This is a genomic window from Actinomadura sp. NTSP31 (genome assembly GCF_041951385.1).
GTDB lineage: Bacteria > Actinomycetota > Actinomycetes > Streptosporangiales > Streptosporangiaceae > Spirillospora > Spirillospora napierensis.
Map to the genome: position 1 here is coordinate 1 of NZ_JBGNUT010000023.1, position 22,147 is coordinate 22,147.

Consider the following 22,147-nt stretch of genomic DNA (forward strand, 5'->3'; position numbering starts at 1 on the left):
CGCGCGACCCGCTCGCGGGTCGCGCGGCCGCTCTCCCATGCCGGGGCCGCACCCGGTACCCGGCCCGGTCCGGTGTGCGGCCCCTCGCACCGGGGCCCGCCGCCCGGCCGTCCCGCTCCCCCCAGAGCAAGGCCGGACGGCGTTCCCCGGCGGGTCTCTACGCGGACGCGCTCGCGATGATCTTGTCGGCGGCCTGCTTCGCCTGGTTGATCGGGATCGCGAAGCCGACGCCGATGTTGCCGGAGCTGCTGCCCGAGGTCGCGATCGCGGTGTTGACGCCGATCACCTGCCCGGCGCTGTTGACCAGCGCGCCGCCGGAGTTGCCCGGGTTGATCGCCGCGTCGGTCTGGATCGCGTTCTCGATGACGGCCTCCTGCTGCTGGGTCACCTGCCCCTGCAGGCCGGGCGGCAGCTCCTGCTGCCCGCCGCCGGAGTCGCCCTCCTGCACCTGGCGGCCGAGCGCGCTGACGATGCCGGACGTGACCGAGCCGCTGAGGCCGAGCGGGTTGCCGACCGCGAGGACGGTGTCGCCGACCGCGAGCCTGCCGCTGTCGCCGATCGTCGCGGGCTTCAGCCCGGACACCCCCTGCGCCTTGATGACCGCGATGTCGTTCGCGGTGTCGGAGCCGAGCAGCGTCGCGTTCGCCGTCCTGCCGTCGCTGAACTTCACCGAGAGCTGCCCGCCGCCGGAGACGACGTGCGCGTTGGTGAGGATCACCCCGTCCGAGCGCAGGATCACCCCGGACCCCTCGCTCTCGCTCATCTGCGACCGGCTGCTGATCGACACCACGCTCGGCTGCACGGCGGCGGCGACCTGCGCGGTCGTGCTCGCCTTGCTGGAGGCGCCGGAGACGGCGACCGGGCTGGAGTAGACGGTGTCGTGACCGGTGAACGCCATCGCCACCGCGGCTCCCGCGCCGCCCGCGCCGACGGCCAGCGCCGCGCCCGCGACCAGCGCCGCGGCCTTCTGCCGGGCCGTCCACATCCGGCCCCGGCGGGCCGGCTCGGCGGCCCCGGGCGACGGGACGTCCCAGTGCGGCGGTCCGGCCGCGCCCCCGCCCGCCATCGGCGCGGCGTGCCAGGTTCCCTGCTCCTGCCACTGCCCGTGCGGGGCGAAGTCCGGCCGTTCGGGGCCCGGGGGACGTCCGGGCACCGCGTGCTGCTCCGGTGCCGCGTGCTGCTCGCTTGCCGCCTGCTGCTCGTACGGTGCCTGCTGCTCGTACGGTGCCTGCTGCTCGTAGGGTGCGCGCCGCCCGGATCCGGCGACGTGCCGATCCCAAGCCTGCTGCTGTGGCTCCTCGGGCCTGCCGGTGTCCATGTGAACTCCCTCGTCTTGCCGTCACCTATCAATCTGCGCCGGAGTTCTGGAACCCACCTGGACCCCACCTGAAAGTGTGCTGGATAAAGCCGGTGTCAAAAAAAGCCGCGGCCGGGAGGGCGTGCGGCGTGTCGCCCTCTCGGCCGCGGCGGCCCGGAGGAATGGCCAGGGCGCGGGATCCGGCCCCTGTCCGGACCGGGGCGCGCCCTGTGCGGACTACTCAAGCGCACGTACCTGAACGTTGCCTGAATCCGCACCGTCCGATCTTTGAGAATCGCGCGCCCCTCCTGTCCGGCGGGGAATGGCGGCAGCGATGACCAGCGCGATCGCCCCGGTCACGGTGAGGACCGCGAAGGCGGCCGTGTATCCGGATTCGGCCGCGGGCGCCCCGGCGGACGCGGTGCGCGCGGCGAGGATCGCGGTGACGAGCTGCGCGCCGATCGCGGCGCCGACCGTCCGCACGATGGTGTTGACGCCGGTCGCGGCCCCCGTCTGTCCGGGCGCGGCGTTCTCCACGACGAGGTTCCCGATGGACGCGAACGCCAGCCCGTAGCCGACCCCGATGACCGCGCAGGCGAGGTACACCTCCCACAGCGCCCCGTGCGCCCAGGCCAGCAGCGCGAACGCGGCGACCGCGCAGACCGTCCCGGCCTGGAGGGGGACGCGGGACCCGGCTCGGCGGGCGATCCGTGGCGCGGCCGGGCCCGCGAGCAGCATCAGCGCCGCCATCGGCACCATGAGCAGCCCCGCGGCCGACGCCGACAGCCCGAACCCGTAGCCGGACGTCCGCGGCGCCTGGACGAACTGCGGCACCAGCGTGATCGAGCCGAACATCGCCACGCAGACGACCAGCGTGGCCAGGTTCGTGGTGAGCGGCCCGCGCCCGCGCAGCGCCCGCAGGTCCACCAGCGGCGCGCGGACGCGCAGCTCGGCGGCGGTGAACACGGCAAGGGCCGCGGCGGACCCCGCGAACAGCCCGGTGACGCGCGGTGAACCCCAGCCCCACGCGCGGCCCTGGCTGATCGCCAGCAGCAGGCAGACCAGCGTCGCCGACAGCAGCACCGCCCCGAGCGGGTCGACCCGTCCGGACCCGCCCGGACGGGTGGCCGGCAGCCGTACCGACAGCGCGAGCGCGGCGGCGGCGAGGATCAGCGTCACCCAGAACAGCCACGGCGTCCCGGCGGCGTCGACGATCGGGCCGGCGATCACCATCCCGACCGACCCGCCGATGCCGAACACCGCGCTGACCAGCGCGACCATGCCGTTCAGGCGGCGTGCGGGCACGGCCGACCGGGCGATCCCGAGCGCGAGCGGGAACGCCCCGGAGCCCGTGCCCTGCAGGGCGCGCCCCGCCACCAGCCAGCCGAACGAGTGCGCGGCGGCGGCGAGGCCGGCGGCGGCCGTCCCGGCGGTGCACAGCAGCAGGCAGGCCACCAGGATCCGGCGGTGCCCGTACAGGTCGCCGAGCCGTCCGGCGATCGGCGTGACGACGGCCCCGGCCAGCATGAACGCGGTCAGCGTCCAGGTGACCTGCGCGGCCGGGACGTCCAGTTCGTCCCGCAGCACGGGCAGCGCGGCGATGACGATCGTCTGCGCGAGGCTCGCGGGGAACGCGGCCATCAGCAGGGCCGCCGTCAGCGCCGCCGGGGTCCTTTCCTTCCCTTCGGGCATCTCGTCCGCCCTTCCGTCTCGGGAGTTAGGTAAGGCGAAGCTAATTCTTGCGGACAGATGTCCGCAAGATGGTCGGCTACGGTTTCCGCATGTCCGCGTCCGACCCGCCTGAGGGGCCGCCCGCCCGCGAGCGCCGCCCCTGGGGCAGCATCAGCCGCGCGCAGATCGTCGCCGCCGCCCTGGAGATCACCCGGCGGGACGGCCTGGACGCCCTCACCATCCGCACCCTCGCCGCCGACCTCGGCGTCTCCCGGATGGCGCTCTACCGGCACGTCTCCGGCAAGGACGAGCTCGTCGCGCTGGTCATGGACGCGATCGCCGCGCACGACGTCGTCCCGCCCGACCTCGGCACCGGCCTCTGGCCCGAACGGCTGCGCCGCGTCGCCGCCGGAATGCGCCGCGAACTCGGCGCCTACCCCGGCACCATCGACGCCATCGTCACCCGTGGCGACCACGGACCGGGCGCGCTGCGGCTCGTCGAGACGATCCTGGAGATCCTCGCCGACGCCGGCCTCGGGGAACGCGCCGCGGCCCGCCACTACCTGGTGTTCATCGACCTCGTCCTCGGCCGGATGCACCGCGAGGCGCACGGCGACCCCATCGACCGGCACCGCAACGCCAGCCTCGGCGCGCGCGCCGGCGACCGCGAGGGCCTGCCCCGGCTGAACGCCGCCGCGCCCCACCTCCGCGACATCACCACCGCCGAGGTCTTCGAGACCGAACTCGCCATGCTCATCCGCGCCATCGAGGCCGAGGCCGCCGCCGGCGGATAGGACGCACCGGGTGGAGGGAATGCTCGGCTCACCTTCAGGGGACATTCAGGTTCGGGTGGGAACGTCGAAGGCGACCCTGGAGGGAGAGCGTGTCATTGGTTGAACGGACGGCGAACGCGGGCGCGGGCGCGCGCACATCCGAGGCGACGCTGCTCGTCGTCGAGGACGAGCCGAACATCCTGGAGCTGCTGGCCGGCAGCCTGCGCTTCACCGGCTTCGAGGTGCTCACCGCGACCAACGGCGCCGACGCCGTCCAGTCCGCGCGCCGGCACCGTCCCGACCTGATCGTCCTCGACGTGATGCTGCCCGACATCGACGGCTTCGACGTCGCGCGGCGGCTGCGGTCCGGCGGCGACCACACCCCGGTGCTGTTCCTCACCGCGCGGGACGCGGTGCAGGACCGCATCAAGGGCCTGACGATCGGCGGCGACGACTACGTCACCAAGCCGTTCAGCCTGGAGGAGGTCATCGCGCGCATCCGCGCCGTGCTGCGCCGCTACCGCGGCGGCGTCGCCGAACCACCGCCCCGGATGGTGTTCGCCGACGTCGAGCTCGACGAGGACAGCCACGAGGTCTGGCGCGGCGGCAAGGCCGTCCAGCTCTCGCCGACCGAGTTCAAGCTGCTCCGCTACTTCATGGCGAACGCCGGCCGCGTCCTGTCCAAGGCGCAGATCCTCGACCACGTGTGGAACTACGACTTCCGCGGCGACGCGGGCATCGTCGAGTCCTACGTGTCCGCGCTGCGCCGCAAGGTCGACAACGCCGAACCGCGTCTCATCCACACCCTGCGCGGCGTCGGCTACGTCCTGAGAGAACCTCCGGCCTGATGGAACCGCGCGTCCCGGGCGCCGTCCCCGCCGCGTCCGGCAGGCCCGGCGAGCCCGCCGCGTCCAGCACGCCCGGTGAGCCCGGCTCGTACGGCGACCGCTCGGTGGCCTCGGGCGCGCGAAGCGCCGGCGCGGCGCCCGCAATGCCCGAACCCGGGGACACGTCCGGTGCGTACGCTGCGGGAATGATGTCCGGTGCGCACTCCGCGCACCACGGGCCCGAAGAGCCGCGGCGTTCGCGATGGCCGTCGTGGGCGCGCCGGCTGTGGTCGCGGTCGCCGCTGCAGATGAAGCTGATCGCGGGGATGCTCGTCCTGGTCACCCTCGGGATGACCGTGATGAGCGCGGCCGGCACCTCGGTGCTGCGCCAGTACCTCGTCGGGCGCGCCGACGACCAGCTGCGCTCCTCGGTCGGCCGCGTCATGATCCAGGTGACCCAGCAGGGCGGCCTGCAGCTCAACGTCCGGGTGCCCAGCGAGATGTACGCGCAGGTCCGCGACGCGAACGGCCGTCCGCTCCGGGAGAGCCCGGCGGTGGGCGAGCGCGGCTCCCCGCGGCTGCCCGGCGGCCTCGGCGGCAGGATCGACCGGCCGTTCACCGTGTCCGGGACGGGCGGGTCGAGCGCGCAGTGGCGGGTGCTCGCCGAGCCGATCTCCGGCACCGGCGCCACCGTCCTCGTCGCGGTCAGCCTGGCCGAGGTCCAGCGGACCGTGGATCGGCTCATCGCCATCGACGTGATCATCGGGCTGCTGGTGCTCGCCGTGCTGGTCGTCCTCGGGGTGTGGGTGGTGCGCGCCAGCCTGCGCCCGCTCGCCGAGGTGGAGGAGACCGCCGGCGCGATCGCGGCCGGCGACCTGGCCCGGCGCGTTCCGGAGGCCGATCCGCGCACCGAGATGGGACGGCTCGGCCGGTCCCTGAACGCGATGCTCGCGCAGATCGAGGCCGCGTTCGGCGCCCGCGCCGAGTCGGAGGCGGCCGCGCGGCGCTCGGAGGAGACGGCCCGCCGGTCCGAGGAGCGGATGCGGCGCTTCGTCGCCGACGCCAGCCACGAGCTGCGCACGCCGCTGACCGCGATCCGCGGCTTCGCGGAGTTCTACCGGCAGGGCGCCGCCCGCACCCCCGAGGAGATCGGCCGGATGATCGGCCGGATCGAGGAGACCGCCAACCGGATGGGCCTGCTCGTGGAGGACCTGCTCCTGCTGGCCCGGCTCGACCGGCAGCGGCCCGTCGAACGGCGCCCGGTCGACCTGCTCGCCGTCGCCGCCGACTCCGTCCAGGAGGCCCGGGTCGTCGCGCCGGACCGCTCGATCGAGCTGTCGGTCGAGGGCGGCCTGGCCTACCAGGTGCTGGGGGACGAGCCGCGCCTGCGGCAGGTCCTCGGCAACCTGCTCGCCAACGCGGTCGCGCACACGCCGCCGGGCACGCCGGTGGAGGTCCGACTGTCCCCGGGGACGCTGCGCGGCGCGCCCGCCGCCGCGCTGGAGGCCGTCGACCAGGGCCCCGGCCTCTCGCCCGACCAGGCCGAACGCGTCTTCGAGCGCTTCTACCGCGCCGACCCGTCCCGCTCGCGCGAGGACGGACGTACCGGCACGGGCCTCGGCCTGGCCATCGTCGCCGCCCTCGTGGCCGCGCACGAGGGCCTGGTGGAGGTCGACTCCACCCCGGGCGAGGGCGCCACCTTCCGGGTGCTGCTCCCGCTCGACGCCGACTGAGCGCGGGTTATCCACAGAACGACGTTCTACTTCTGCTTGCGGCCCGGGTGCCGGAGCATGGCCTCATCGGTTCGGACAGGAGGAGCCCATGGGGAAGGCACCGACGCGGGTCACGGACGCTGGAGAGCCCGGATCGCCCGCATGGCCTCGCGCCGCACGTCCCCGGAGAGGACGTCGATGTAGACCTCGCCGTCGAGATGACCGCACTCGTGCTGGAGGCATCGGGCGAAGTACCCGGTGCCCTCCACGCGGACCGGCCTGTTCCGCACGTCCACGCCCTCGACCACCGCGTGCGCGTGGCGGGCCGTCTCGAAGCGCATGCCGGGCAGCGACAGGCACCCCTCGGACTCGACCACCAGCTCCCCGTCGGCGGCCACGAGAACCGGGTTGACGACGTGGCCGACGTGCCTGCGCCCCCGGTCGTCCTCGCAGTCGTACACGAAGACCCGCAGGCCGGAGCCGACCTGGTTGGCGGCCACTCCCGCGCCGTCCTGCTCGTACATCGTGACGAACATGTCGTCGACCAGCCTCTCCAGGGCCGTGTCGAACGTCCGCACGGGATCGCACTCGGTGCGCAGCACCGGGTCCCCGAGGAGCCGGATCGGGCGGGCGGTTCCGTTGCGCGTAGTGGTCCTCTTGCTCACCCTGATGATCCTATGCGGCGGCCCCGGCCCGGCCCCGGCCTGCGGACGCGGACGCGCAGCGGTGCGCCCGGCGTGGGGCCGGGCGCACCGCTGCGGAGAGCCGTGACGTCGCTGCTGGGCTCGGGATCAGCTCGGGTCGGCGGGCCCGCGGGGGGCCGGCGGGGTGATGGGGGAGGGGCCGGCGGACGGGCCGGCGTCGGTGTCCTCGATCGTCCGCGGGGCCTTGGCCTGCGGCGGGACCGGCGGAGCGGGGGCGGCGGCCGGGGCGTCCGGCTCGGGCTTCTTCATGGCCGGCGCCGGCGCGGGGGCGGGCTTGGCCGCCGCCGGGACGGGCTTGGGGCCGGTCGCGCCGGACGGTGCGGTGGAGGAGGCGCCGGACGGGCCGCCGGACGGGGCGGGCTGCGCCGGGGCCGGCTGCTTGCGCGGCGGCGACTGCCGGACGGCGTCCTCGACCATCTTCTCCAGCGGGCCGGCCTCGTTCTCGGCGGTCAGCAGCCGGTGCAGGGTCTCGCTGATCTCGGTGAGCCGCTGCAGCGCCTGCGTGTGGTTCTTGGTCAGCGAGGTGAGCCGCTGGGTGGCGCCCTCGTTGATCACGCTGGCGCGGCGCTCGGACGCGGTGAGGGTGCGCTCGGCCTCCAGCCGGGCGCTGGTCACGGTCTGCTCCGCCTCCTGCTTGGCGGCCGACAGCACGCTGTCGGACTCCTTCTTGGCGGCGGCGAGCATGTGGTCGGCCTTCTCCTGCGCCTGGGAGAGGTTCTTGTCGGCGTGCGCGCGGGCGTCGTCGACGATGCGCTTGGACTCCTGCTCGGCGTCCTTGCGGATCTCGGCGCCCTTGGCCTCGGCCTCGGCGAGCTTGTCCTGCGCCTCGTCCTCGGCCAGGTTGATGATCTGGCGGAGCCGGTCGCTCAGGTCGTCGCCGGTGGGCTTGCGCGCCTCCCGGACCTCGGCCATCTCCCGGCGGACGCGCTCGGCGTCGTCCTGCGCACGGGCGAGCCGGGCCTCGAGCTCGCGGTGCTTTTGCTGGGCGCGGGCGATGTAGTCGTCGACCTGGCGGCGGTTGTAGCCGCGCATGACGATCTCGAAGGACTCGTCTTGGAGGAGGTTCGGCAGGATTTCGGCTTCGTTGCTCATGATGCCTTGGGGGGTCGTTGGCGGGGGTATCACCCCGTCAGGGTCGGTTTGCGAATCCTCACCCGCCGGGTCAGCGGGCCCGCAGCAGAAACGTCAGCATCGACTCTCGTGTGATCCGCCCCGATCGCGCAACCGGAACGCCCTTCTCGCTGTCGTTTCTTCAGGTGGCGAGGAGCGACAAACTATCCAATTTCACGAAAAAACGCCCCTACCTGCGCCCTCGTGTCGCCGACCGGATCCGGCCCGTCCCCGTAGCATCGGGCGCATGAGCTATGTGGGGTCGCTGGGCGAGGACGAACCGAAGATCCACGCCGGGGCGTGGGTGGCGCCCGGCGCGGTGGTGGTCGGACGGGTGACGCTGGGACGGGCGTCCAGCGTCTGGTACGGCTCGGTGCTGCGCGGCGAGGACGAGGAGATCGTGGTCGGCGACGAGTGCAACATCCAGGACCTGAGCTGCCTGCACGCGGACCCGGGCCTGCCCGCCGTCCTGGAGGACCGGGTCAGCCTCGGCCACAAGGCCATGGTCCACGGCGCGCACGTCGAGACCGGGTCGCTCATCGGCATCGGCGCGATCGTGCTGAACGGCGCCCGGATCGGCGCGGGCACGCTCATCGCGGCCGGCGCACTGGTCCCGCCGGGCAAGCAGATCCCGCCGGGCGTCCTGGTCGCGGGCACCCCGGGCAAGATCGTGCGCGAACTCAACGACGCCGACCGCCTGGTGCTCGCCCACACCCCCGACGTCTACATGCAGAAAGCGCAACGCCACAGCCAGGCCACCTGGCGCTGACCCCGGCCCGCCCCGCCCCGCCCCGCCGCCCGCCGCCCCGCTCGCCGCCCGCCTTCGGTGTTGGGGGTTTGAGCTGGGGGGATGGCGGGCGGGTGGATCCGGGGGGAGTTCGAGGGCGTTCTGTCTGACTACCATGACCCACGTGGTGTGGGGACCGGGCTATGGCAGTGCTCCGCCGCCCAGCCCCCCGATGGGGCAGGATCCGTTCGCGGAGGCCGAGCGCGACACGAGGGCGATGGTGGCCGCCCAATGGTGGCCGTCGGCGCCTCCTCAGCAGCGCCATCACGCCATCGCCGGGCGCATGCTCGTGCTGCCGGACGGGACGTGGTGGCTGTTCGGGGCGTGGGCCCGGTGGTACCGGCTGCACCCGTCGGACGGGCAGTGGTACCTGTGCCCGCCGCCGCGGACGCACGCGGTGCGGATGGCGGCGCGCCCCGCGCAGCAGGGCGGGATGCAGGTCCCGCAGCTGCCGCCGCACGTGATCCCGGCCGGGCCCGACTTCTCCTACGATCCGCCGCCGTCGCTGCCGTTCGTCGGGCACGGGTTCGCGAGCGAGCTGACGGCGCAGGTCCGGGCGACCGTGGAGTCCGCGGCGGCGCTGCCCGCGCCGGACTACCCGCACTGGTGGTCCCAGTTCACACAGGAGATGCCGTCCACGGTGGCGGTCGCGTGGGGCGTGATGATGTGGTGCGCGTCGGCGCCGGCGTTCGACGCCCGGCTGGACGCGCAGATGCTCGACCTGTGGAAGCCGTACCGGGCCAGGCCGCTGCCGGACGTGGACGGTCCGCGCTGGATGACCCCGCCTCCGCTGGAGACGCTCGTCGGGCTGTACTCCGAGCGGCTGCGGGCCAGCCGGGTCGACGCGGCGGTGGTCGTCCTGCGGACGATGTGGGCCGTCGCGAGCGCGCTGCGGGACGACGTGCGGTTCCAGATCCGCGCGGACGCGCTGCTGGCCATCCTCGGCACGACGCTGAGCAACCCCACCGTGGACTACGGCGCGCTTCCGTACGGCGACCAGGCGATCGTCCAGCAGTGGCTGACGAGGTGCCCGCCGCATCTGGTGCCGGCGCTGCGGAACGAGAGCTCGCCGGGCGACAACTTCCGGCACGCCTTCTACACGCTGAGCGAGGCTCTCGCGCGGTCGGCGGGCGATCCGGCGGATCCGGCCCACACCGAGCCGCGGATGGTGGCGGCGGCGCTGCTGGCCGCCGACCTGGACGTGGTCCGCAAGGACGTCGCGGACTCGATCGTCCCGTGGCTGGACCCGGAGATCCGGTACACGGTGCAGGCGGTGACGGAGCAGAAGGGGCATCCGCTGCGCCGGCTGTGGCCGGCCGACCTGCGGCTGCCGGAGCCGCTGGGGTCGGCCTGCTCCGGGGAGGACGCCGAGACGCTCCTCGCCGCGATGTACGAGCTGGACCTCGCGTGGTGCCGCCTCGGCGGGATGCCCGCGCGCCCCCGGGGCTTCCCCGTGCCCACCGCGATCATCGCGGGGATCATCGGACGGACCCGGGCCCGCGCGACCGCCGCCGCGCCGACGCAGACGCCGCCGCCGAACCCGCCGCCGTCGCCGCAGGTCGGCATGCAGAGCCAGCCGGGGGTGGCGCCCGGCTCGTCGCCCCGGCCGCCGGAGCCGCAGGGCCCGGCGCAGCCGTTCGTCCAGCCGCCGGCCCAGCCGGGCTGGGAGAACGCGCCCGGTCCGGCGGGACGGCCGCAGCAGGTCGGCGGGTTCGTGCCGCCGGATCCGGTGATCGGAGGGTCCCCGCCCGCCGACGAGGGCGATGCCAACGTGGCGCCGCCCTACACCGAACTCGGCTTCCAGCGTGCTTCCCCGATACCGGGCGTCCCGGGCCCCGCGCACGGCCAGCGGCCCGACCAGGGCGCACCGTATGCGGACGCCGGCCAGGCGCCGTTGCCTTCCGGGGGCGGACAGCAGCCTCCCTATCCGGGCTTCGGCGCCGCCCCGCCCGCGCCCCTTCCGGGTGTGCAGGGCGATGCGGCTGCGATGCGGCAGGAAGCCGCCGGGCCCACGCCAGGGCCCTATGGCGGCCAGGCCCCGGGGTTCGGGGCGCAGGACCAGGAGGCCACGTCGCCCGACCGTGGGGCGGGGCCGCCGCAGCCCGGTGGATTCTCGCCGCCCGAGGAAGACGAGCACGACGGGCCGGTGGTGCCGCCGTACACGCAGCTCGGCTATCAGCGGCCCGGCGCCGGTCCACCGGTGCAGGGGCTGCCTCCTGGCGCGAACGTCCCGCCGGCCGCGCAGAACCCGCCGGCCGTGCAGAACCCGCCGGTCGCGCAGAATCCGCAGGGCGCTCAGAATCCGCAGGGCGCTCAGGGGCCGCCTGCGCCGGAACAGCCTGCCGCGTTCGATCCGTACGCGACACGCACCGAGGACGAGGGCGCGCCGCCCAGGCCGCCCGCGGTCGGGGCCGGGTATGCGACGCGGGTGGAGGACGGCACCCCGCAGGTGTCCGCCATGCAGCCGCCCCGAGGGGGCGCGCAGCCGCCCGGGACGCGGATCTTGGGCCCGGAGGACATCGAGGACGGCCCCGCGCAGGCGCCGCCGCCCGGCCCCGGCACCCGGGTCATGTCCGAGACCATGATCGGCGACTTCGACTTCCTGGACGACACGCCGGCGCCGGAGCGGCCCGTCCACGAGATCCCGCCGCCGCAGGACCGCGGCCGGCGCCCGACCCTCGAACGGTTCGGGATCGGGTTCGTGTCCGGCGAGCACGACGCGGGCGGGCTGCTCGACGAGCTGCGCGCGCAGGCCGAGGAGTGGAACGCACCGGCGGGCGAGGGCGCCGAGGCGACGCGGGTGGACGGGCGGCCGGGCGCGGCGCCGACCGGCGTCCCGGGCGTCCTGCTGGTCGGCGAGCCGCACACCGGGCAGCGCAGGCTGGCCCGGCTGATCGCGCTGACGCTGGCGGACGCGGGCATCGGCGACGGGGCGCTCCGCGCGCACGACGCCGACGACGTCCGGGACGCGCCGATGGAGGCCATGGAGCGGATCCTCCGGCAGCCGGGCCCGGCGATCCTGTTCGAGCGGCTGGACGTGGCGATCGCCGCCGCGCCGGATCCGGTGGCGGTGACGGGCGCGGTGCGGCGGGCGCGCCGCGACCCGGTGAACACGACGCCGCTGATCGCGACGTGCGAGCCGCGCGCGTACAAGCGGCTGCTGCGCGAGCACCCGAAGCTGGTGCAGGCGTTCCGCGTGTACCGGATGCCCGACTTCAGCGGCCTGGACAACCGCATGACGCTGCTGCACCTGCTGGCGGGCGAGCGGCGCGTCACCATCGGGGCGCCCGCGCTGGAGGCCGCCAAGGAGGACCTGGAGCGGCTCCGCGGGCCCGGTGACCTCGTGAACGCGCGGCTGGTGGAGGCCTACCTGGACCAGGCGAGCCGGCGGAACATGGCGCGCGCGGGCGCGTCCCACGACCGGCTCGTGCTGACCCCGGACGACCTGAACGGCGTCGCGGAGGGCATCGAGCCGGCGCTGCGGCCGCCCGGCGACATCGATGGCTACCTGCGCCGGCTGGACGAGCTGACCGGGCTGGACGACGTCAAGGCGGTCGTCCGGGAGCTGGCGGACGAGGCGGCGCGGTCGGCGGACCGGGTCCGGTACGGGGTCGCGGACCGCGAGGGCCACCACCTGGTCTTCGTGGGGCCGCCGGGGACTGGCAAGACGACGGTGGCGGGGCTCGTCGGCGGCGTCTACGCGGCGCTCGGGCTGCTGGAGTCCGGGCACGTGGTGGCGTGCCGGCCGGTGCATCTGGCGGGGCGCGACCAGCCGGACACCGAGAGCCGCGTCGCGGGCATGGTCGAGCAGGCGCTCGGCGGCGTGCTGCTGATCCAGGAGGCCTACGTGCTGGACCGCAGTCCGGCGGTGGTGATCGAGCTGCTGCGGCGGATGCGCGAGCGCGCCGGGCGGTTCGTGGTGGTCTGCTCCAGCCCGGCGGCGGAGATGGAGGGCTTCCTCGCGGGCAACCCCGAGTTCCGTGCCGAGTTCGGGCGGATCGTGGAGTTCGCCGGGATCAGTGACCGGGAGATGGTCCGGCTCTTCCAGAAGTACGCCGAGCGGGACCTGTACATGCTGGACGAGGAGCTGCGGGTCGAGCTGCTGACCCGGTTCGAGCGGCTGCGCCAGGACCCGTCGTTCGCCTACGCCCGCACCGTCCGGGCGCTGTTCGAGCAGACGATCGCGCGGCAGGCGGCGCGGCTGGCGGGCGCCGACGTCAACGCGGCGACGGTGGCGCGGCTGACCGCCCGCGACCTGCCGGAGACGCCGCTGGAGCAGATGCTCGGCGACTTCCACCGGGGCGCCTGACAGCGGCCCGTCGAGGCGCCTGACAGCGGTCGGCCGGGACCCCTCCCCGCTGATCGGGTGCATCATGCCCACCTGACCCGGGAAGACCACGAGTGTGGGTGGCCCTCGAATGGCCCTCTTGGGTCATGTGCCCGCCGGGGTTCGACGCGTAGCCTCGAGACGGGTGTGGGGACGAACGGAGGTGGGCGCGGTGCGCCAGCAGAACCTTGATCTGCGCGTCCACGACCGCGTCGCGTTGGACGAGATCGAACTCTATGCCGAGATGCTCAGTGCGGTGGCGGCGGCGGAGCGGCCGCTGACCATCGCGGAAATCGACATGGTGCTCGGGGTGCGTTCCGGCGAGGCCGGTCGTCGCGAGCTGACCGCGCAGGACTAGCGGAGGCCAGATCCGCCCGGGGACGTCCGGCTCGGACGTCCCCGGTTCGCGTCCGCGGTGCCCCCGCGAGCCCGTCCGTTATCCGGCCGTCCGGTATCCGGAATCCGCCGTCCGGCATCGGGAACCCGCAGGTCAGCCGGCGACGTCGTACCCCGCCTCGTCGATCGCCGCGCGCAGCGCCGCGTCGTCCAGCCCGTCCCCACGGACGGTGACGAGCTTGGTGTCGACGTCCACCGTCACCTCGCTGACGCCCGGCACCTGCCGGACCTCGCCGCCAATGGCGGTCACGCAGTGCCCGCAGCTGATCGCCGGGACGCTGTAACGAATCTCACTCACGCTCGTCGTCACTCTCCGTACGGCCGGTGTTCCGGCCCCGAGCCTATGCGCAGCCGCCTGGATCGGTGCAACCGCAGGGGTATGTACCTGGTGATCTAGGGCAATCTTGTAGGTGGGAGGATGGGGGACACCGGCCGAAGCTGGGGCAAAGGTTCTCTTTACGGCCGGTAGCGCCTACGATCCTCTCCGGACTGTTCCGGCACATCAGGAGAACGACGTGCGCTTGCGTCTCACGCCGCGTGAGGACAGCTTCTACGACATGTTCGCCGACTCGGCGAACAACCTGGTCACCGGCGCCAGGCTGCTCGTGGAGCTCATCAGCGACGGCGCCGATCGGGCGGCGATCGCGGAGAAGATGCGCGCCTGCGAACACGCGGGCGACGAATGCACCCACGCGATCATGCGCCGGTTGAACGAAACGTTCATCACGCCGTTCGATCGCGAGGACATCTACCGCCTCGCCTCCACCATCGACGACGTCATGGACGAGATGGAGGAGGCCGCCGACCTCGTCGTCCTCTACAAGATCGACGAGTTCCCGAAGGGGATCGTGCACATGGTGGAGGTGTTGGAGCGTGCCGCGGAGCTCACCGCGGAGGCCATGCCCCGGCTGCGCTCCATGAAGGAGCTCAGCGAGTACTGGATCGAGATCAACCGGCTGGAGAACCAGGGCGACCAGGTGTACCGCAAGCTGCTGGCGCAGCTGTTCAGCGGCGAGTACGACACCCTGGACGTGCTGAAGCTCAAGCAGGTCATCGACTGCCTGGAAGAGGCCGCGGACGCGTTCGAGCACGTCGCGAACACGGTCGAGACCATCGCGGTCAAGGAATCATGAGCGCAGGCGAGGACCCGGGCTCGACCCTCGTCCGGGACCCGTCGGCGGACGCCGCCCCGACCATCGGCGAGCAGGCGACGCGCCGGGTCAGCGGGCGGGCGTGGCTGCTGCTGCTCGCCGGGATCGTCCTGGTGATGGCCGCGGGCGCGCTCGGCCTGCGGTCGGACGCGCAGATGGCCGTGCTCGTCCTGGTCATCGTGGTGTCGCTGGTCTTCGACTACACCAACGGCTTCCACGACGCCGCCAACGCCATCGCGACGGCGGTGTCCACGCGGGCGCTGACGCCGCGGGTGGCGCTCGGCATGGCCGCGGTGATGAACATGCTGGGCGCGCTGCTCGGCGTCGAGGTCGCGAAGACCATCAGCGAGGTCATCACCCCGCCGAGCGGGCTGCACGGCCTCACCGTCATCGCCGCCGGCGTGCTCGGCGCGATCACCTGGAACCTGATCACCTGGTACTTCGGGCTGCCGTCGTCGTCCTCGCACGCGCTCATCGGCGGCGTCGTGGGCGCCGGGCTGGCCTCGTCGTCCTACGTGAACTGGCACAGCGTGGTCGACAAGGTCGTCGTGCCGATGGTGGTGTCGCCGGTCGTCGGCTTCGCCCTCGCCTACCTGGTGATGGTGGCGATCCTGTGGATCTTCCGGCGGGCGCAGCCGAGCCGGGTGGTGCGCCGGTTCCGCATCGCGCAGACGCTGTCGGCGGCGTCCCTCGCCCTCGGCCACGGACTGCAGGACGCGCAGAAGACGATGGGCGTCATCGTGCTGGCGCTCGTCACCACCGGGCACTCGAACGGGAACTCGGTGCCGCTGTGGGTGATCGTGTCGTGCGCGGGGGCGCTGTCGCTCGGCACCTACGCGGGCGGCTGGCGGATCATGCGGACGCTGGGCCGCAAGGTGATCGAGGTGGACCCGCCGAAGGGGTTCGCGGCCGAATCGACCGCCTCGATCGTCCTGTACGTCACCGCGTACTTCTGGCACGCTCCAATCTCCACCACCCACACGATCACCTCGGCGATCATGGGTGCGGGCGCCACCAAGCGGCTCTCCGCCGTCCGCTGGGGCATGGCGGGCAACATCGTGACGGCCTGGGTCCTCACCCTGCCGGCCGCCGCGATCGTCGCCGCCGTCGTGTACTGGGCCGTGCACTTCTGGGCGTGATCTCCCCGGGGGGCGCCCCCTGGAACCCCCGTTGCGGCCGACAGGCCGTTTCACGCTCCGCTGGAGCTCCGCGGGAAACGGCCTGTCGGCTGTCGGGCAGGCCCGCTGCGCTCGCTGCACTCGCTCCGCGGGCCTGCCCGTGCCTGGGGCTGGGGTCCGGCCTTCCGTCCCGTCCCCCAGCCGGGCCTTCCGTTCCGTTGCTCAGCCGGGCCTTCCGCCGTGGTGTTCTTACTGGCCGGCGATGCGGGTCGGGGGTGGGGGTGTGATCGTGCCCTGGGCGGTGAGGTAGGCGACGAAGCCGTCCAGGTCGATGGGGCCGAGGACCTGGTCCTTGCCCTGGGTGAAGGTCGTGAAGCCGTCGCCGCCGCCGAGCAGGAAGTTGTTGGCGGCGACCTTGTAGGTGGCGGACGGGTCCACGGCGGTGCCGTCGACGGTGATGTTCGAGATGCGGTCGCCGACGGGCCTGGAGCGGTCGATGGTGAAGTGCAGGTTCGCCGACGGCTGCAGGATCTTCTCGCCGGCGGACGTCCACTGCTGCTCCAGCAGGGCGTCGAGCTGCGCGCCGGTCAGCGAGGTCACGCCGAGCACGTTGCTGAACGGCTGGACGGCGAACGCCTCGCCGTAGGTGACGACGCCATCGCCCTCCGCGCCGCTCGCCTTGTAGCTGAGGTCGGTCCGGACGCCGCCGGGGTTCATCAGCGCCACCTGCGCGCCCTTGTCCTTCATCGCGGCGAGCTGGGAGTCGGCGATGACGTCGCCGAGCGCGGTCTCGCCGGCGGCGGACGGGGCGCGGGTGAGGTCCGCGGTGATCTTGCCGACGGGCTTGTCGGCGATGACGCTGACCCGGTCCTTCCAGGTCTGCACGAACTTCTGGGTCGCCGGGTCCGGCGTGACGTCGCGGGTGACGACGTGGTTGTCGGCCGTCATCGACGAGCGGACGATGTCGTCGGTCCGCTGGTCGACCTTGAAGTCGACCTGGGTGATGATCCGGCCGAACGAGGAGCCGGACGAGTAGAGCCGCGGCCGGCCGTCCGGGCCCTTCACCGTGCAGACGTACTGCTGGTGGGTGTGGCCGGCGAGGACGACGTCGATGTCGGGGTCGGCCTGCTGGGCGATGCGGGTGCCGGCGCCGGGGACGATGCCGCAGTCGTCGGGCTTCTCGCCGGCGCCGACGTTGTCGCCCTCGTGGACGAGCAGCACCATCGCGTGCACGCCGCGCTTCTTCAGCTCCGCGGCGGCCTTGTCGGCGGCCTCGACCTCGTCGTCGAACCGCAGGCCCTTGACGCCGTCGGCGGTGACGATGGTGGGGGTGGTCTTGGTGACGACGCCGATGAACCCGACCTTGACGCCGTTGACGCGGCGGATCGTCCAGGGGTCGAGGAGCGGCTTGTTCTTCTTCTCCAGCAGCACGTTCGCCGCGAGGTAGTCGAACTTCGCGCCCTTCCACTTGCCGGCCGGGGAGCAGCCGTCGACGGGGTGGCAGCCGCCGTTCTGGATCCGCAGCAGCTCCTGGTAGCCCTCGTCGAACTCGTGGTTGCCGACGGCGGAGGCGGTGAGCCCGATGTCGTTCATGAACTGGACGGACGGCTCGTCGTGGAAGGCCGCCGAGATCAGCGGGGACGCGCCGATGAGGTCGCCCTGCCCGACCGTGAGCGTGTCGCGGTTGCGCAGCTGCTTCAGGTGGGCGGCGATGTAGGCGGCGCCGCCCGCGGGGACGGCGGCGCCGGTCTCGTCGATGGCGGTGCCCGAGCTGCCGGTCGGGGGCTCGAGGTTGCCGTGGAAGTCGTTCAGCGCGAGCAGGCGCACGGACGCGGGGGGCTTGGGGTGCGCGGACGCGGGTTGCGCGGCCAGGCCCATGGCCGTGACCCCCGCGGCGGCACAGGCCAGGAGGGTGCGTCGTCGGATCATGCGCTGGACGCTAGAGAGGCCCGGCATACGGCGATCGGCGGAGTGATGACGGTTTTGTGACAACTTGACCAGGGCGCCGGGCGGTTAGGCTGTGATCATGGACGAGGTGCGGGGGGACGTGGGCGCGCTGGTCGAGGCGGCCGCCGCCGTCGACGGGGTGGCGCCGCTGTCGGAGCACGCGCTGCTCGCGCTGCGCGCCGGACGCGGGGGCGTGGTCGTCCGCGACGGCGACGCGGTCGCCGGGTACGCGCATCTCGATCCGGCGACCGATGAGGAGCCCGCCGCCGGCGAGCTGGTCGTCCACCCCGAGTACCGGCGGCGCGGGCACGGGCGCGCGCTGCTGCGGGCGCTGCGTGAGAAGGCCGGCGGCCCGCTGCGCGTGTGGGCGCACGGCGATCTGCCCGCCGCCGCCGGGCTCGCCGCGTCCGAGGGCATGGACCGTGTGCGCGCGCTGTTCCAGCTGCGCCGTCCCGCCGCGGGGCCGCTGCCCGAGCCGGTGATCGCCGAGGGGGTCCGGCTGCGGGCCTTCGAGCCGGGACACGACGAGGAGGCGTGGCTGCGGGTGAACGGGCGCGCGTTCGCGGACCACCCCGAGCAGGGCGCCTGGACGATCGAGGACGTCCGCGAGCGCGAGGCCGAGGACTGGTTCGACCCGTCCGGCTTCTTCCTCGCCGAGCGCGGTGGCGAACTGGCCGGGTTCCACTGGACGAAGACGCATCCCGGCGGCGTCGGCGAGGTGTACGTCGTCGGCGTCGACCCGGGCGCGCAGGGCCTCGGCCTCGGCCGCGCCCTGACCCTCGCCGGCCTGCACCACCTGCGCGACTCCGGGCTCGGGCAGTTCATGCTGTACGTGGACGAGTCGAACACCGCCGCCGTCCGGCTCTACGAGTCGCTCGGCTTCACCCGGTACGCCGTCGACGTCATGTACGGCGCCAAGGGCGAGTAAGCCGCCCTCGCGCGGCCGGTCTGGGCCGCTTCCCCGTGCCCCTGCGCGCAAACCGGGATGACCAGGTCCGTACGGGGTTTTGGTACGTCTGAGCTGCGCTGTTAACCCGGCGGCCACGCCAAATCGGGACATTCTTCGCAGTCGGGTCCGGCCCAGTTCATTCTCCGTTCACCTGGATCGGGGTGTCCGGTCACCTCGCCTGCCTACCGTCGCTTTCGACGGCGACCCCGCCACCTGGTCAAACCGTGCCAAAGCGGCGGTCGGGGGACTCGCCCGACGAATCCAAGAGGAGACCTCCCGGTGAAGAACGGTTCTCGGCTCGCCGCCCTCGGCGGTGTGGTCGTCGCTGGGGCGCTGGCCCTGTCCGCCTGCGGCAGCGACAACAACAACGACGGCAACACCACGGGTGCGAACAGCCCGGCAGCCGCCAACATCGACTGCGCCAAGGGCGCGATCAACGCCGCCGGTTCCAGCGCGCAGAAGAACGCGATCGAGGAGTGGACGAAGGTCTACACCTCCAAGTGCTCGGGCGCGAACATCAACTACAACCCGAGCGGCTCGGGCGCGGGCGTCCAGGCGTTCACCTCCGGCCAGGTCGCCTTCGCCGGCTCCGACTCGGCGCTCAAGCCCGAGGAGCACGGCCCCGCCGACGCCCGCTGCAAGGCCGGCAAGGCCATCGACCTGCCGATGGTGCCGGGCCCGATCGCGATCGTGTACAAGCTGAACGGGGTCGACGGCCTGCAGTTGTCCCCGAAGACCCTCGCGGGCGTCTTCGCCGGCAAGATCACCAAGTGGAACGACCCGGCGATCGCCAAGGAGAACGGCGGCGCCAAGCTGCCGTCCAGCGAGATCAAGACGCTGCACCGCTCGGACGACTCCGGCACCAGCGACAACTTCACCAAGTACCTGAAGGCGACCGCGCCGGACGTGTGGTCGTTCGAGCCCGGCAAGAAGTGGGTCGCCCCCGGCGGCCAGGGCCTGAAGGGCTCCGACGGCATCTCCACCGCCCTGAAGCAGACCGAGGGCTCGATCTCCTACGTCGAGCTGTCGTTCGCCAGCAACAACAAGCTGCAGACGGCGAAGCTGCAGAACGGCGCCGGCGAGTACACCGAGATCAGCCCGGAGAGCGCCTCCAAGGCCGTCCAGGGCGCGCAGATCGTCGGCACCGGCAACGACCTCGCCCTGAAGCTGGACTACGGCACCAAGGTCGCGGGCGCCTACCCGCTGGTCCTGGTGACCTACGAGATCGCCTGCGAGAAGGGCCTTCCGGCCGAGCAGGCCGCGTTCGTCAAGTCGTTCCTGACCTACATCTCCAGCACCGAGGGCCAGCAGTCGCTGACCGCGCAGGGCTACGCCCCGCTGCCCGACAACATCGCCACCAAGGTGCGCGAGACGGTCAAGGGCCTGTCCTGACCGCCGAGGACTCCGGCACCAGCCACAGCCCCGCCGCCGGTGATCCCGGCGGCGGGGCCGCCGCACGTCTCAGCGGTCCGGACGCGGACCGCGAGGAGGGAGACACCGTGACGAGCGACACCCCCGCCGCCCTGGCCAAGGCGGCGGAGCGTCCCCGGCCCGCGCTCTCGATGAGCACCGGCCGCGCCGGGGACCGGATCTTCGCCGGGCTCAGCCGCGGCTCCGGCCTGCTGATCCTGGCGATCATGGCGGCGATCGCCGTCTTCCTGGTCTGGAAGGCGATCCCGGCACTCCAGGACGACAAGGCGAACTTCATCACCTCGCAGGAGTGGAACCCGGACGGGGCCCCCGCGAAGTTCGGCATCGCGCAGCTCGTCTTCGGCACGCTGATGACCTCGTTCCTGGCGCTGGTCATCTCGGTGCCGGTCGCGGTCGGCATCGCGCTGTTCATCACCTACTACGCCCCGCGGCGGCTGTCCGGCGCGATGGCCTTCCTCGTCGACCTCCTGGCCGCGGTGCCCAGCATCGTCTACGGCCTGTGGGGCCTGAACTTCCTGGTCACGAAGATGACCGGGGTGTCGGAGTTCCTCAACTCCTACTTCGGCTGGATCCCGCTGTTCGGCGGCGGCGAGACCGGCGGCCGGACGATCCTCACCGCCTCCGTCGTGCTCGCCATCATGATCCTGCCGATCATCTCCGCGATCACCCGCGAGGTGTTCGTGCAGGTCCCGCACGCGCACGTGGAGGCGGCGCTGGCGCTCGGCGCGACCCGCTGGGAGATGATCCGGATGGCGGTGCTGCCGTTCGGCCGGTCCGGGATGGTGTCGGCGGCGATGCTCGGCCTCGGCCGCGCCCTCGGCGAGACCATCGCGGTCGCGATGGTGCTGTCCACCACCGCCGGGATCGACTGGCACATCCTCAAGGACGGCGGCAACACGTTCGCGGCGAACATCGCCAACACCTTCGCCATGTCCGGGCCGACGGGACGCAGCGCGCTCATCGCGTCCGGCCTGGTCCTGTTCGTCATCACTCTGATCGTCAACGTGGGCGCCCGCGCGGTCGTGGCCCGCCGCAAGGAGTTCTCATGACCTCCCTCTCCGGAACGGACTCGTCGCCGACGATCGCGTCGGTGTCGGCGGGGCGCAAGGCCAAGGACCGCGCCGCCAAGGTGTTCGTGTACGCGGCGTTCGCGCTGGCGGTCATCCCGCTGGTGTCGGTGCTGTGGACGGTGGTCTCCAACGGCGCCAAGCGGTTCGACGGCGTGTTCCTCACCCACTCGATGAACGGCCTGGCCAGCAAGGACGCCGGCGGCGGCGCCTACCACGCCATCATCGGCACGCTGGAGCAGGTCGGGCTGACCGCGCTGATCTCGGTCCCGCTGGGCGTGCTCACCGCGATCTACCTGGTGGAGTACGCCCGCAACGGGCGGCTCGGCCGCACCATCAGCTTCTTCGTCGACGTCATGACCGGCATCCCGTCGATCGTGTCGGGCCTGTTCGTGCTGGCGTTCTGGCTGCTCGCGCTCGGCATGGACTTCTCCGGCTTCGCGGGCGCGCTGTCGCTGACGATCCTGATGCTGCCGACCGTCGTCCGGGCCACCGAGGAGATGCTGAAGCTCGTCCCCGGCGACCTGAAGGAGGCCGCGTACGCGCTGGGCGTGCCGCGCTGGCGCACGATCATGTTCGTCGTGCTGCCGACGGCGCTGCCCGGGATCGTGTCCGGCGTCATGCTCGCCGTCGCGCGGGTCATGGGCGAGACCGCCCCCCTGCTGCTGACGATCTTCATCACGAAGGCGATCAACACCGACCCGTTCAGCGGGGCGCAGGGCTCGCTGCCCACCTTCATCTGGGACCAGTCCACCGACCCCAACGCCAACGCGGTGGACCGCGCCTGGGCGGGCGCGCTGGTGCTGATCGTGCTCATCATGCTGCTCAACCTGGCGGCGCGCCTGGTCGCGTGGCTGCGCAAGCCGTCCTCCCGATAGCC

Annotated in this window: 18 protein-coding genes; 12 read left to right on the forward strand and 6 right to left on the reverse strand. The window is 73.0% G+C overall.

The annotated features are described in order from the left end of the window. Positions 1–157: 157 nt before the first annotated feature. Together ACA514_RS32290 and ACA514_RS32295 are read right to left on the reverse strand one after the other, a co-directional pair. Positions 158–1,318: a S1C family serine protease gene (locus ACA514_RS32290; protein WP_375045059.1), complete on the reverse strand. Its 1,161-nt coding sequence runs from the start codon at positions 1,316–1,318 to the stop codon at positions 158–160. Positions 1,319–1,534: 216 nt separating this feature from the next. Next, entirely contained in the window at positions 1,535–2,989 is a 1,455-nt protein-coding gene (locus ACA514_RS32295) for an MFS transporter (RefSeq protein WP_375045060.1), read from the reverse strand. 89 nt (positions 2,990–3,078) lie between these two features. On the opposite strand from ACA514_RS32295, the gene ACA514_RS32300 reads away from it, so the two are divergent. The 3 genes from ACA514_RS32300 to ACA514_RS32310 all read left to right on the forward strand — a co-directional run bounded on the left by ACA514_RS32300 (position 3,079) and on the right by ACA514_RS32310 (position 6,301). After that, a complete protein-coding gene (locus ACA514_RS32300) occupies positions 3,079–3,762 on the forward strand; it encodes a TetR/AcrR family transcriptional regulator (protein ID WP_375045061.1) in 684 nt (227 codons plus the stop codon). Between the two features lie 95 nt (positions 3,763–3,857). Continuing rightward, positions 3,858–4,589: a response regulator transcription factor gene (locus tag ACA514_RS32305; RefSeq protein WP_375045189.1), complete on the forward strand. Its 732-nt coding sequence runs from the start codon at positions 3,858–3,860 to the stop codon at positions 4,587–4,589. Continuing rightward, positions 4,589–6,301, forward strand: a complete 1,713-nt coding sequence (locus ACA514_RS32310) for an ATP-binding protein (protein ID WP_375045062.1) — start codon at positions 4,589–4,591, stop codon at positions 6,299–6,301. The genes ACA514_RS32305 and ACA514_RS32310 overlap by 1 nt, the downstream gene beginning before the upstream one ends. 110 nt (positions 6,302–6,411) lie before the next feature. On the opposite strand, the gene def is transcribed toward ACA514_RS32310, so the two are convergent. Both def and ACA514_RS32320 read right to left on the reverse strand, forming a co-directional pair. Beyond that, complete coding sequence (gene def / locus ACA514_RS32315) at positions 6,412–6,945, reverse strand: peptide deformylase (RefSeq protein ID WP_375045063.1); 534 nt, start codon at positions 6,943–6,945, stop codon at positions 6,412–6,414. Between the two features lie 126 nt (positions 6,946–7,071). After that, positions 7,072–8,076, reverse strand: coding sequence for a DivIVA domain-containing protein (locus ACA514_RS32320; RefSeq protein ID WP_375045064.1), 1,005 nt, complete (start codon positions 8,074–8,076; stop codon positions 7,072–7,074). 265 nt (positions 8,077–8,341) lie between these two features. On the opposite strand from ACA514_RS32320, the gene ACA514_RS32325 reads away from it, so the two are divergent. From ACA514_RS32325 to ACA514_RS32335, 3 genes are all read left to right on the forward strand, one after another. Next, entirely contained in the window at positions 8,342–8,863 is a 522-nt protein-coding gene (locus ACA514_RS32325; protein WP_375045065.1) for a gamma carbonic anhydrase family protein, read from the forward strand. Between the two features lie 142 nt (positions 8,864–9,005). After that, a complete protein-coding gene (locus ACA514_RS32330; protein ID WP_375045066.1) occupies positions 9,006–13,190 on the forward strand; it encodes a hypothetical protein in 4,185 nt (1,394 codons plus the stop codon). A 190-nt stretch (positions 13,191–13,380) separates the two neighbouring features. After that, a complete protein-coding gene (locus tag ACA514_RS32335; RefSeq protein ID WP_375045067.1) occupies positions 13,381–13,566 on the forward strand; it encodes a hypothetical protein in 186 nt (61 codons plus the stop codon). Positions 13,567–13,698: 132 nt separating this feature from the next. Here ACA514_RS32335 and ACA514_RS32340 read toward each other — a convergent pair whose 3' ends face one another. Continuing rightward, the gene (locus ACA514_RS32340; protein WP_375045068.1) at positions 13,699–13,902 is read right to left on the reverse strand and encodes a heavy-metal-associated domain-containing protein; all 204 of its coding nucleotides are present in this window, start codon (positions 13,900–13,902) and stop codon (positions 13,699–13,701) included. A 217-nt stretch (positions 13,903–14,119) separates the two neighbouring features. On the opposite strand from ACA514_RS32340, the gene ACA514_RS32345 reads away from it, so the two are divergent. Both ACA514_RS32345 and ACA514_RS32350 read left to right on the forward strand, forming a co-directional pair. Beyond that, positions 14,120–14,737 carry a DUF47 domain-containing protein gene (locus tag ACA514_RS32345; protein WP_151539314.1) on the forward strand — a complete coding sequence of 206 codons (618 nt, stop codon included), beginning with the start codon at positions 14,120–14,122 and terminating at the stop codon, positions 14,735–14,737. A gap of 134 nt (positions 14,738–14,871) precedes the next feature. Next, the gene (locus tag ACA514_RS32350) at positions 14,872–15,894 is read left to right on the forward strand and encodes an anion permease (RefSeq protein ID WP_375045190.1); all 1,023 of its coding nucleotides are present in this window, start codon (positions 14,872–14,874) and stop codon (positions 15,892–15,894) included. Positions 15,895–16,122: 228 nt separating this feature from the next. On the opposite strand, the gene ACA514_RS32355 is transcribed toward ACA514_RS32350, so the two are convergent. After that, complete coding sequence (locus tag ACA514_RS32355; protein WP_375045069.1) at positions 16,123–17,802, reverse strand: bifunctional metallophosphatase/5'-nucleotidase; 1,680 nt, start codon at positions 17,800–17,802, stop codon at positions 16,123–16,125. Between the two features lie 97 nt (positions 17,803–17,899). On the opposite strand from ACA514_RS32355, the gene mshD reads away from it, so the two are divergent. The 4 genes from mshD (at position 17,900) to pstA (ending at position 22,145) form a co-directional block, all read left to right on the forward strand. Next, a complete protein-coding gene (mshD, locus tag ACA514_RS32360; protein WP_375045070.1) occupies positions 17,900–18,748 on the forward strand; it encodes a mycothiol synthase in 849 nt (282 codons plus the stop codon). A gap of 300 nt (positions 18,749–19,048) precedes the next feature. Beyond that, the gene (gene pstS / locus ACA514_RS32365; protein WP_375045071.1) at positions 19,049–20,161 is read left to right on the forward strand and encodes a phosphate ABC transporter substrate-binding protein PstS; all 1,113 of its coding nucleotides are present in this window, start codon (positions 19,049–19,051) and stop codon (positions 20,159–20,161) included. A 170-nt stretch (positions 20,162–20,331) separates the two neighbouring features. Continuing rightward, entirely contained in the window at positions 20,332–21,249 is a 918-nt protein-coding gene (pstC, locus tag ACA514_RS32370; protein WP_375045191.1) for a phosphate ABC transporter permease subunit PstC, read from the forward strand. Then, on the forward strand, positions 21,246–22,145 hold the full coding sequence (pstA, locus tag ACA514_RS32375) for a phosphate ABC transporter permease PstA (protein ID WP_375045072.1): 900 nt from the start codon (positions 21,246–21,248) through the stop codon (positions 22,143–22,145). Before pstC ends, pstA begins: the two co-directional genes overlap by 4 nt. The last annotated feature ends 2 nt before the right edge of the window (positions 22,146–22,147 follow it).

Coding starts and splice junctions, on each gene's coding strand:
- ACA514_RS32290 (WP_375045059.1), bottom strand. CDS start 1,318: ATGGACACCGGCAGGCCCGAGGAGCCACAGCAGCAGGCTTGGGATCGG.
- ACA514_RS32295 (WP_375045060.1), bottom strand. CDS start 2,989: ATGCCCGAAGGGAAGGAAAGGACCCCGGCGGCGCTGACGGCGGCCCTG.
- ACA514_RS32300 (WP_375045061.1), top strand. CDS start 3,079: ATGTCCGCGTCCGACCCGCCTGAGGGGCCGCCCGCCCGCGAGCGCCGC.
- ACA514_RS32310 (WP_375045062.1), top strand. CDS start 4,589: ATGGAACCGCGCGTCCCGGGCGCCGTCCCCGCCGCGTCCGGCAGGCCC.
- ACA514_RS32320 (WP_375045064.1), bottom strand. CDS start 8,076: ATGAGCAACGAAGCCGAAATCCTGCCGAACCTCCTCCAAGACGAGTCC.
- ACA514_RS32325 (WP_375045065.1), top strand. CDS start 8,342: ATGAGCTATGTGGGGTCGCTGGGCGAGGACGAACCGAAGATCCACGCC.
- ACA514_RS32350 (WP_375045190.1), top strand. CDS start 14,872: ATGGCCGCGGGCGCGCTCGGCCTGCGGTCGGACGCGCAGATGGCCGTG.
- ACA514_RS32355 (WP_375045069.1), bottom strand. CDS start 17,802: ATGATCCGACGACGCACCCTCCTGGCCTGTGCCGCCGCGGGGGTCACG.
- mshD (WP_375045070.1), top strand. CDS start 17,900: ATGGACGAGGTGCGGGGGGACGTGGGCGCGCTGGTCGAGGCGGCCGCC.
- pstC (WP_375045191.1), top strand. CDS start 20,332: ATGAGCACCGGCCGCGCCGGGGACCGGATCTTCGCCGGGCTCAGCCGC.
- pstA (WP_375045072.1), top strand. CDS start 21,246: ATGACCTCCCTCTCCGGAACGGACTCGTCGCCGACGATCGCGTCGGTG.